Source organism: Actinotalea sp. (assembly GCF_041597215.1).
GTDB lineage: Bacteria > Actinomycetota > Actinomycetes > Actinomycetales > Cellulomonadaceae > Actinotalea.
Map to the genome: position 1 here is coordinate 1 of NZ_JBFHHB010000100.1, position 10,946 is coordinate 10,946.

The 10,946-nt window shown below is 70.6% G+C and carries 9 protein-coding genes; all 9 read left to right on the forward strand.

The genetic code is table 11. The features are described from left to right. Positions 1 to 2,455, forward strand: a 2,455-nt coding sequence (gene alaS, locus ABWK99_RS08730) for an alanine--tRNA ligase (RefSeq protein WP_372594312.1), incomplete at its 5' end; no start/stop codon positions are given. After that, on the forward strand, positions 2,455 to 3,009 hold the full coding sequence (gene ruvX, locus ABWK99_RS08735) for a Holliday junction resolvase RuvX (RefSeq protein ID WP_372594313.1): 555 nt from the start codon (positions 2,455 to 2,457) through the stop codon (positions 3,007 to 3,009). The genes alaS and ruvX, both read left to right, overlap by 1 nt. Then, positions 3,006 to 4,163, forward strand: coding sequence for an endolytic transglycosylase MltG (gene mltG, locus ABWK99_RS08740; protein ID WP_372594314.1), 1,158 nt, complete (start codon positions 3,006 to 3,008; stop codon positions 4,161 to 4,163). The genes ruvX and mltG overlap by 4 nt, the downstream gene beginning before the upstream one ends. Continuing rightward, a complete protein-coding gene (locus ABWK99_RS08745; RefSeq protein ID WP_372594315.1) occupies positions 4,160 to 5,047 on the forward strand; it encodes a shikimate dehydrogenase in 888 nt (295 codons plus the stop codon). The genes mltG and ABWK99_RS08745 overlap by 4 nt, the downstream gene beginning before the upstream one ends. Positions 5,048 to 5,200: 153 nt before the next feature. Further along, positions 5,201 to 6,874: a GspE/PulE family protein gene (locus tag ABWK99_RS08750; RefSeq protein WP_372594316.1), complete on the forward strand. Its 1,674-nt coding sequence runs from the start codon at positions 5,201 to 5,203 to the stop codon at positions 6,872 to 6,874. Between the two features lie 83 nt (positions 6,875 to 6,957). Continuing rightward, a complete protein-coding gene (locus ABWK99_RS08755; RefSeq protein WP_372594317.1) occupies positions 6,958 to 8,460 on the forward strand; it encodes a type IV pilus twitching motility protein PilT in 1,503 nt (500 codons plus the stop codon). Next, a complete protein-coding gene (locus ABWK99_RS08760; protein WP_372594318.1) occupies positions 8,460 to 9,701 on the forward strand; it encodes a type II secretion system F family protein in 1,242 nt (413 codons plus the stop codon). The genes ABWK99_RS08755 and ABWK99_RS08760 overlap by 1 nt, the downstream gene beginning before the upstream one ends. 111 nt (positions 9,702 to 9,812) lie before the next feature. Further along, positions 9,813 to 10,208: a hypothetical protein gene (locus ABWK99_RS08765; protein WP_372594319.1), complete on the forward strand. Its 396-nt coding sequence runs from the start codon at positions 9,813 to 9,815 to the stop codon at positions 10,206 to 10,208. Positions 10,209 to 10,497: 289 nt separating this feature from the next. Further along, positions 10,498 to 10,902, forward strand: coding sequence for a type IV pilin protein (locus ABWK99_RS08770; protein WP_372594320.1), 405 nt, complete (start codon positions 10,498 to 10,500; stop codon positions 10,900 to 10,902). The last annotated feature ends 44 nt before the right edge of the window (positions 10,903 to 10,946 follow it).

Below are 10,946 nucleotides of genomic sequence, written 5' to 3' on the forward strand. Positions count from 1 at the left end.
CCTCGACATCGACGAGGTCGGCAAGACGACACGGCACGGCACGTTCTTCCAGATGAACGGCAACTTCTCCTTCGGTGACTACTTCAAGGAGGGGGCGATCCAGTACGCCTGGGAGCTCGTCACCGGGTCCCAGGCCGACGGGGCCTACGGGTTCGACCCCGACAAGGTCTGGGTGACCGTCTACCACGACGACGACGAGGCCGCGGGGCTGTGGCGACGGATCGCCGGCCTCCCGGAGGAGCGCATCCAGCGTCGCGGCAAGAAGGACAACTACTGGACCACCGGCCAGCCGGGCCCCGCGGGTCCCTGCTCGGAGATCTACATCGACCGGGGTGCCCAGTACGGGGCGGACGGTGGCCCCGTGGTCGACGAGGACCGCTTCCTGGAGATCTGGAACCTCGTCTTCATGCAGTACGCGATCGACGAGGTGACGTCCAAGGAGGACTTCCGGATCGTCGGCGAGCTCGCCTCGAAGAACATCGACACCGGGATGGGCCTCGAGCGCGTCGCCTACCTGCTCCAGGGCGTGGACAACCTCTACGAGATCGACCAGGTCTTCCCGGTCATCCAGGCCGCCCAGGAGATCTCCGGGCGTCGCTACGGCGCCGATCACGACGACGACGTCCGGATGCGGGTCGTGGCCGACCACGTGCGTTCGGCCCTCATGCTCATCGGTGACGGCGTCACCCCGTCGAACGAGGGTCGCGGCTACGTGCTGCGCCGGCTGCTGCGACGCTCGGTCCGCGCGATGAAGCTCCTCGGTGTCGACGAGCCCTCGCTCCCGGCGCTGCTCCCGGTCTCCCGCGACGCGATGGGTGCCTCGTACCCCGAGCTCGTGAGCGGTTTCGACCGGATCAGCCGCACGGCCTACGCGGAGGAGGAGGCCTTCCGCCGCACCTTGGTGGCCGGGACGACGATCCTGGACACGGCGGTCAAGGCGGCCAAGGCGAAGGGTGCGACCCTGCTCGGCGGCGAGCAGGCGTTCGCCCTGCACGACACCTACGGGTTCCCGATCGACCTGACCCTCGAGATGGCCTCCGAGCAGGGCCTGGCCGTCGACGAGCAGGGCTTCCGCGACCTGATGCGCACCCAGCGCGAGCGGGCCCGGGCGGACGCCAAGGCCAAGAAGGGCGGTCACGCCGACCTCACCGTCCTCCGCGAGCTGCGCGGGGCGGGCGCGACGGAGTTCACCGGCTACACCGAGCTGAGCACGTCCTCGACCGTGCGCGCGCTCGTCAGGGACGGCGTACTGGTCCCCGGTGCGGCCGAGGGCGAGACGGTCGACATCGTCCTGGAGCGGACCCCGTTCTACGCGGAGTCCGGTGGACAGGACTCCGACGCGGGTCTGATCACCGCACAGGGCGCCCGGCTCGAGGTGCTCGACGTGCAGCGACCGGTCAAGGGCCTGGTGGTGCACACCGTCCGCGTCACCGAGGGCGAGATCGCGCCGGGCACCGAGGTGCTGGCTCAGGTGGATCCCGAGTGGCGGCTCGGCGCTCGTCAGGCGCACTCCGGCACGCACGTGGTGCATGCCGCGCTGCGTGAGGTGCTCGGCCCCGACGCGCTCCAGTCCGGCTCGTACAACAAGCCCGGCTACCTCCGCCTCGACTTCTCGTGGAACGAGGCGCTCTCGGCCTCGGCCCGCAGCGAGGTCGAGGAGGTCGCCAACCGCGCCATCCGCAAGGACCTCGGCGTCTCCTGGCAGTACATGACCCTGCCCGAGGCCAAGGAGTGGGGCGCGATCGCGCTGTTCGGCGAGACCTACGACGAGCAGGTGCGCGTCGTGGAGATCGGCGGGCCGTGGTCGCGCGAGCTCTGCGGTGGCACGCACGTGGACCACTCCAGCCAGATCGGGCTCATCGCCCTCACCGGGGAGTCCTCGGTCGGCTCGGGTTCGCGACGGGTGGAGGCCCTGGTGGGCCTCGAGGCCTTCCACGAGCTCGCCAAGGAGCGTGCGCTGGTCGCCACGCTCACCGAGCAGCTCAAGGCACGCCCCGACGAGCTCGCCGATCGCGTCGCCGGTGTCGTGAGCCGCCTGCGGGAGGCCGAGAAGGAGCTCGCGGGCATCCGCCAGGAGCGGCTGCTCGCCCAGGCCGGGTCGCTCGCGGCCGCCGCGAGAGACCTGCGCGGAGTGCGCGTCGTCACCCAGGCCGTCGGAGAGGTGCAGGGGGACGGCTTGCGCACCCTCGCGCTCGACGTGCGGGCACGCCTCGGCGAGGAGCCGGCGGTCGTGGCCCTCGGCGCGATCACGAAGGAGCGTCCCGTCGTCCTGGTCACCACCAACGCGGCCGCCAGGGCTGCGGGTCTCACGGCCGGGGCCTTGGCCAGGACCGCAGCCGGAGTGCTCGGCGGCGGCGGCGGCGGCAAGGACGACGTCGCCCAGGGCGGCGGCACCGACGTCACCCGGCTTCCCGAGGCGCTGCGCGCCGTGGAGGCGGCGGTCGAGAACCGCTGATGAGTGCCGACGCCCAGGACGCCGTGCGACGAGCGGTGCGGATCGCGGTCGACCTCGGCAGCGTGCGTGTCGGCGTGGCGGCGAGCGACCCGGACGGCATCCTCGCGACCCCGGTCGAGACGGTCCCTCGGGACCTCGGCCCTGCGGCTGCCGATCTCGTGCGCCTCGCGCAGATCGTGGCCGAGCGCCAGGCGGGGGTGGTGTATCTCGGCCTCCCGCGGCACCTGTCCGGCAAGGAGGGTTCGGCATCTGCAGGGGTTCGCACGTATGGTGAGGCGTTGGCCCGCGCAGTCGCGCCGGTGCCCGTCCGGCTGGTCGACGAGCGGATGAGCACCGTCTCGGCCCAACGCTCGTTGCGCTCCGCCGGGAGGTCCGGCCGCAGCCACCGCGAGGTCATCGACCAGGCGGCTGCTGTGGTGATCCTCCAGGCGGCGCTCGACGGGGAGCGCTCCTCGGGGCGGCGATGGGGCACGCTGATCGAGACCGACACCCGTGCCGACGGTACGGGACAGAACGTTCGCGGGGGCGAGACAGGACAGGAGACCGCTGAGTGAACGACGCGTTCCTCGACGAGATCGTGCGCTCCGGTGAGCCGGGCGGGCCCGGACGGCGCCGGGACGGGCGTGCCCAGCGGGACCGTCGGCGCCGCCAGCGCCGACGCCGCAACCTCATCGCCCTGCTGCTCTCCGTGCTCCTTCTCGGCGGCGCGGCCTACGCCGTGATCACCTTCGCCCTGCCGACGCTCAGCGGGATCACCGGCTCCGAGGCGCCCGCCGACGACTACCCGGGTCCCGGCGAGGGCTCGGTCGACGTGGTCATCCCTGCGGGTGCCACCGGTGCCCAGATGGCCCAGGCGCTGGTCGAGGCGGACGTGGTCAAGACCGCTCGTGCCTTCACCGATGCCTTCACGGCCGACCCTGACGCGGCCGGCATCCAGCCGGGCACCTACCGGCTGCGGCTCCAGATGCGCGGCGCCGATGCGGTGGCGGCTCTGCTGGACTCGAGCTTCCGGGTGCAGACGAAGGTGACGATCCCGGAGGGGCTGCGGGTCGACCAGGTCCTCGAGAAGCTCTCCTCGGTCACCGACATCCCCGTCGAGACCTTCGAGACCGCGATGGAGGACACCGCGGCGACCGGGTTGCCCGCCGAGTCCGGCGGCAACTACGAGGGCTGGCTGTTCGCCTCGACGTACACCTTCGAGCCGGGCACCACCCCGGTGCAGATGGTGGCGGCGATGGTCAGCCAGACCGTCGCGATCCTCGACGCGCGGTCGGTGGCGGCCGAGGACCGCGAGCGGATCCTGACGATCGCCTCCCTCATCGAGCGCGAGGCCCGTACCGCTGAGGACCGCGCGAAGGTGGCCAGGGCGATCCAGAACCGGCTCGACATCGACATGAAGCTCGACATCGACGCCTCGGTCGCCTACGGAGCGGGGAAGCCGGGGACGGAGCTCACCCAGAGCGACCTCGACACCGACACCCCGTACAACCTGTACCTGCACACGGGCCTGCCGCCCACACCGATCGCCGCACCGAGCGAGATGTCGATCGACGCGGCGCTGAACCCGGCGGACGGCACCTGGCTCTTCTGGGTGACCGTCGACCTCGACACGGGGGAGACCCGCTTCGCCACGACCTACGCCGAGCACCTGGAGAACGTCCAGGTGCTGCGCGAGTGGCAGGCCGCCCAGCCGACGGACAACGGGTGAGCAGGCCGGCCCGCCGTGCGGCCGTCCTCGGCCATCCGATCGCGCACTCCCTCTCGCCCGTCCTGCACCGCGCCGCCTACGCGGCGCTGGGGCTGGAGGGATGGACCTACGAGGCGATCGACACCCCCCAGTCCGCGCTCTCTGCCACCCTGGCGAGGCTCGACCAGGGGTGGGCGGGGCTCAGCCTCACCATGCCGCTCAAGCAGGCCGTGATCCCCCTGCTCGACCATGTCGAGCCGCTCGCCGAGGTGGTGGGGGTGGTCAACACCGTCCTGGTGCACGGCTCCGCGCCCGCGCTCGTGGGGGCCAACACCGACGTCCACGGACTCGTCCGCGCCCTGCGGGAGGGGCTCGGCGACCGGATCCCGGGTCCTGCCGTCGTGCTGGGCGCCGGGGCGACCGCCGCCTCGGCCCTCGCGGCCCTTGCCGAGCTCGGCCAGCCCCGCGCCGAGGTGCTGGTCCGGTCGATGGGCCGCGCGGGGCTCACGATGCGGGCCGCGCACCGCATGGGCGTGGACCCACGGGTCGGTGTCATGGGACCGCCGGCCCGGGTCGCGGAGACCCTCGCCCAGGCGGGGGTCGTCGTCTCGACCCTGCCCCCGCACGCGGCCGACGAGATCGCCGCAGCGCTGGACGAGGTGGTCGGGTCCCTCCGCCTGGACGGCGTCCTCCTCGACTGCGCGTACGACCCTCGCCCCACTGCCCTGGCGGCGGCATGGGCACGCGCCGGCGGTGTGGTGGTGGGCGGCGAGCGCATGCTGCTGCACCAGGCGACGGAGCAGGTGCGGCTGATGACGGGGGAGCCGGCGCCGATCGAGGCGATGGACGCCGCCCTGACCGCCGTCCTCGCCGAGCGGGACGACCCGCGCCACGGCTCTCCCTGACACCCGGCCGTCCCGCCCCTCGGGGCGTCCCGGCTGACGAACGGTTCACGGCCAGGCCGTGCCGGGCCCTTCAGATCGGGCCGGGTCCTGCCGATACGTGTCGGTGACAGCACACCTGCGGGTGTGCGCCGGACACCGCTCGGAGGGACCCCCGTGAAGCAGCTCGGTGACATCCTGCTCGATGACGGCCTGCTCACCGAGGCCCAGCTCATGGCTGCCCTCGACGAGCAGGTGATCCGGGGCGAGTCCCTCGGGCGCGTCCTGGTGGACATCGGGCTGCTGACCGAGAGCCAGCTCGTCCGGGCGCTCGCCTCCCAGGTCGGGATGCCGTTCGTCGAGCTCGCGGACTACCCGGTCGAGCGTGCAGCCGTGGCCATGGTGCCGGCCGCGCTGTGCCGCCGGTACACGGTGCTGCCCGTGGCCATCCAGGGCGGGTACCTCATCCTGGCGATGGCCGATCCCGGCAACGTGCTCGCCGTGGACGACACGCGCACCCTGTCGCGGCTTCCCGTGCAGAGCGTCGTGGCGACCCGCGACGACCTGCTCGCCGCGATCGACCGCTACTGCCGGGCCGACGACGAGATCGACGACCTCACCCAGGCGCTCGGAGAGACCCAGGACCCGAACGACGCCGACCTGTCCCAGATGGGCGACGTCATCGAGGACGACGCGCCGATCGTCCGCTTCGTGAACCTCCTGGTCACCCAGGCCATCCAGGACCGGGCCTCGGACATCCACATCGAGCCGGCCGAGACCGACATGAGGGTCCGCTACCGCATCGACGGGGTGCTGCACGAGATGCAGCGGGCGCCGAAGCAGATCCAGTCGGGCGTCATCTCCCGACTGAAGATCATGAGCGACATCGACATCGCCGAGCGGCGCAAGCCCCAGGACGGTCGCATGTCGGTCGTCCACCAGGGACGCAAGATCGACCTCCGGGTGGCGACCCTGCCCACCGTCTGGGGCGAGAAGGTCGTCATGCGCATCCTCGACAACTCCACGGCGAGCCTCGACCTGCGGGACCTGTCGTTCCTCGAGGGGAACCTCGACCGGTACAGCGCCTCCTACAACAAGCCCTACGGGATGCTCCTGGTCACCGGGCCCACCGGATCGGGCAAGTCCACGACCCTCTACGCGACGCTGAACGCCGTCTCCAAGCCCGAGATCAACGTCATCACCGTCGAGGACCCGGTCGAGTACCGGCTGCCAGGGATCAACCAGGTCCAGGTCAACCCCAAGGCCGGTCTCACCTTCGCCGGGGCGCTGCGCTCGATCCTGCGCTCCGACCCGGATGTCGTGCTGCTCGGTGAGATCCGTGACCACGAGACGGCGCAGATCGCCATCGAGGCCGCCCTCACCGGTCACCTGGTGCTGTCGACCCTGCACACGAACGACGCCCCGAGCGCGGTCACCCGGTTGGTCGAGATGGGCATCGAGCCCTTCCTCGTCGGCTCGGCTCTCGACTGCGTCGTGGCCCAACGACTGGCCAGGCGGCTGTGCGCCAAGTGCAAGGAGAGCTACCAGCCCACCGAGGTGGAGCTCATCGCGGCGCGCTTTCCGTGGCAGCCCGGCGAGGAGCTGCCCACGCTCTACCGGCCCAACGGCTGCTCCGCGTGCTCGCGGACGGGCTACCGGGGCCGGATGGCCATCCACGAGGTCATGTCGGTGTCCGAGACGATCGAGCGGCATGCCGTCGCGCACTCCTCGGCAGCGGACATCGGCCGGACGGCCCGTGAGGAGGGGATGATCACCCTCCGCGACGACGGCTGGACCAAGGTGCGCCTGGGTCAGACCTCCATGGAGGAGGTCCTGCGCGTAGTTGCGTGACCGGCTTTCTCAAGCCCGAGCCAGTGACAGTCGATAGACAGCCGAGGCGCCCGTTCGCCGAGTCCCCATGTGAGAGGTCCACCGTGAACCACAGCCAGCCAGCCCCCGGCGGTGAGCCGACTCATCGCAGCGCGCCCTTCCTCCCGCAGGCCCAGCCGGGTCAGGCTGCCCCGCCGCAGCCGGCGGCGCAGCCGCGGCAGTACCCCGGCACGGGCGCCCCCGGCGACGGTGGTGCGCCGACGCGCATCCTGGGCGCGCAGCAGGCGGGGGCGTGGCAGCAGCCCCCCGCGGCCCCGCCCGCTCCGCCGAGCAGGCCGGCCGGCCCCGCGGGACCCGGTGCGGGTGCGCCGGCCGCCGGGCAGACCCGGCCCCGAGGGGCGGCACGCGTCGGGCTCGCCCAGGGCGGGCAGGACGGCGACCTGGACCTGGACGCCGCACTGCGCGCCATGATCGAGTCGGGCGGCTCCGACCTGCACCTCACCTCCGGGGCGCAGCCGATGATCCGGCTCGACGGCGGGCTCCGCCCGCTCGAGGGTTATCCCGTGCTCTACGCCGAGGCCCTGCAGCGCACCCTGTACGCGGTGCTCAGCCAGAAGCAGCGGGAGGCCTTCGAGGAGCACCTCGAGCTGGACTTCGCCTACGCCGTACGCGGGGTCTCGCGGTTCCGCGTCAACCTGTACCGCCAGCGGGACTCGATCGGTGCGGCCTTCCGGATGATCCCCTACGAGATCAAGCCGCTGGAGGCACTCGGCGTGCCGCCCGTCGTGGCGAACTTCGCGGGGATGCCCCGCGGCCTCGTGCTCGTCACCGGTCCCACGGGGTCGGGGAAGTCGACGACCCTCGCGGCGATCATCGACCTGGCGAACCGCAGCCGGAACGACCACATCATGACGGTCGAGGACCCGATCGAGTTCCTGCACCGGCACAAGAAGTCGCTGATCAACCAGCGTGAGGTCGGTGCGGACACGCACTCCTTCGCCAACGCGCTCAAGCACGTGCTGCGCCAGGACCCGGACATCATCCTCGTCGGGGAGATGCGCGACCTGGAGACGATCTCGGTCGCCCTGACGGCAGCCGAGACCGGTCACCTGGTCTTCGCGACCCTGCACACCCAGGACGCCGCGCAGACGATCGACCGCATCATCGACGTGTTCCCGGCCCACCAGCAGGACCAGGTCCGCACCCAGCTCGCCTCCGCGCTGCAGGGAGTCGTCTGCCAGACACTGTGCAAGAAGGCCTCGGGCAAGGGCCGCGCCGTGGCGACCGAGGTCATGCTGGCGACTCCGGCCATCCGCAACCTCATCCGCGAGGGCAAGACGCACCAGATCTACTCGGCCATGCAGGCGGGCGCCCAGCTCGGCATGCACACCCTCGACCAGCACCTGGCCGAGCTCGTCAAGACCGGTGCCATCACCTACGAGGTCGGCGTGGAGAAGTGCCACCACGTCGCCGACTTCAACCGCCTGACCGGTCGACTCGGTCAGAAGGGCGGCGGCACGGGCATGGGGGCGATGAGCGGCGGTGACCCGCTCGGCTCGGTCACCTTGTCCGACGGTCTCGGTGGGGGACAGGGAGTGATGCGCTGATGGCGACGACAACCGCGACGGCGGGGAAGACCTTCGAGTACGCGGTCCGCGACCGCAGCGGAAAGGTCGTCAAGGGCAAGATCGAGGCGAGCAACCAGGCGGCGGTCGCCGGCCGCCTGCGGACGATGGGCCTCGCGCCCATCTCCATCTCCGAGGTGCAGAGCGGAGGCCTCCAGAAGGAGATCTCGATCCCGTTCCTCAAGGACAGGGTCGGACTCAAGGACGTGTCGGTGCTCGCGCGCCAGCTCGCGACGATGATCAACGCGGGGCTCTCGCTGATCCGGTCCCTGTCGATCCTCGCGGAGCAGACGGAGAACCCCGCCCTGGCACGCGTCGTCGGCCAGGTGCGCACCGACGTCGAGACCGGCGTCTCGCTGTCCGCCGCGCTCGGCAAGCACCCGCTGATCTTCCCCCCGCTGATGATCAACATGGTCAAGGCCGGCGAGGTCGGTGGATTCCTCGACACGGTGCTGGTGTCGATCGCCGAGAACTTCGAGGCCGAGGTCAAGCTCCGCGGCAAGATCAAGAGCGCGATGACCTACCCCGTGATGGTCTTCGTCATGGCCATCCTGGCGACCGTCGGCATGCTGCTGTTCATCGTTCCGGTCTTCGCGAGCATGTTCGACGGGCTCGGGGGAGAGCTCCCGCTGCCGACCCAGATCCTCGTGACCATGTCGGAGATGATGAAGTGGGCGGCCCCCGTCCTCCTGGTGGTCACCATCGCCTTCGCTGTGTGGTGGGGGAAGCACAAGAACGACCAGGCCGTGCGGGACAAGCTGGACCCGATCAAGCTCAAGATGCCCGTCTTCGGCCCGCTCTTCCAGAAGATCGCCGTGTCCCGATTCACGCGCAACTTCGGCACGATGGTGCATGCGGGCGTCCCGATCCTGCAGTCGCTCGACATCGTCGGCGCCACGAGCGGCAATGTCGTGCTCGAGCGGGCGGCGAGGGACATCGGCGACTCGGTGCGGTCCGGGCAGTCGCTCACCGGTCCGTTGAGCCAGCACAAGGTCTTCCCGCCGATGGTGGTGCAGATGATGGCCGTCGGTGAGGACACCGGGGCGCTGGACACCATGCTGGAGAAGATCTCGGAGTTCTACGACCAGGAGGTCGAGGCGACCACCGAGGCGCTGACCTCGCTCATCGAGCCGCTGATGATCGCGATCATCGGAGCCATCATCGGCAGCATGATCATCGCGATGTACATGCCCATCTTCAAGATCTTCGACCTGATCGGATGACCGGACCGTCCGGTCCGGCCATGAGGTCGGGAACGGGCGCGAGCACCTGGGGGAACAGCCATGACGGAACCGAGGCTCCGTGCACGAGCGGACGGCGAGAAGGGGTTCACCTTGATCGAACTCCTCGTGGTCATCATCATCATCGGCATCCTTGCCGCCATCGCCATCCCGGTGTTCCTGGCGCAGCGACAGAGGGCCTGGGACGCCGCTGTGACGTCCGACCTGAAGTACGCAGCGACAGCCCAGGAGGCCTATGCCACCGACGCGAGCGGCTACAGCTCTGCCCTCGCCGACCTCGCCGCCGAGGGCCTGCGCTTCTCGGCTGCGACCAACTACTCGGGCGGAGTCGCCCAGATCCGCGCCGCCATCGGTGCCGGGACCTTCTGCATCGAGGCGACCTCGGCATCGACGCGCGTGATCGTCTACGACAGCGGAAACGGCGGCCTGCAGAATCCGCACAAGCCGGGCGCGACGCTCGCCTGTGCCGGTGCTGTTGCGCTGACCTGAGGCCCGAGGTCCTGAGCACCTGAGGCGCACCGACCCGCGGGTGGGTGCGCCTTGTCCATGACGGGCCGGCGGGCCGCGCCGTAGCAGCGGGCCATCCACTTCGCCCCGTCGCCGGACATGGAAGCGGGATCTCACGAGAAGTCCGGTTCGTCCTGAGCCGAGCGGGTGAATCCGGCCGAGCCGACCGCCTCGAAGGTCAAGTCAGCAGGCAAGGGTCCCGAAGACCAAGGGGTACCACCGCACACCGGCGGGCAGCCGGGAACTGAGACCGACAACGAAGGGCAGTCACATGATCGCTCGCATCCGCAAGTCCATGGACGAGAAGGAGCAGGGCTTCACCCTGATCGAGCTCCTCGTCGTCATCATCATCATCGGCATCCTCGCCGCCATCGCCATCCCGGTGTTCCTCAACCAGCGCCAGAAGGGCTGGGACGCCGCGATCAAGTCCGACCTCAAGAACGCCGCGACGGCCGAGGAGACGTACCTGACCGACGAGGGTGTCTACACCGGGAACATCGCCGACCTGGAGGCGGTGGGCTTCAAGTACTCCGAGGGTGGCAACTACGACGGCGGCGTTGCCGACATCACCGCCGTGCCCAACGCCGGTGACGACTACACGCTGACGGCCGTCTCGGCCTCGGGCAAGACCTGGGTCTACGACAGCGCCAACGGCGGGATCCAGCCGCAGCCGTGACACGTGAGGCGACGGTGTAGTCGCACCGCCGCACCCCGCAGGCG

Bases quoted from the DNA above. Each gene is read 5' to 3' on its own strand.
- ruvX (WP_372594313.1), top strand. From the start codon at position 2,455: ATGAGTGCCGACGCCCAGGACGCCGTGCGACGAGCGGTGCGGATCGCG.
- ABWK99_RS08760 (WP_372594318.1), top strand. From the start codon at position 8,460: ATGGCGACGACAACCGCGACGGCGGGGAAGACCTTCGAGTACGCGGTC.
- ABWK99_RS08770 (WP_372594320.1), top strand. From the start codon at position 10,498: ATGATCGCTCGCATCCGCAAGTCCATGGACGAGAAGGAGCAGGGCTTC.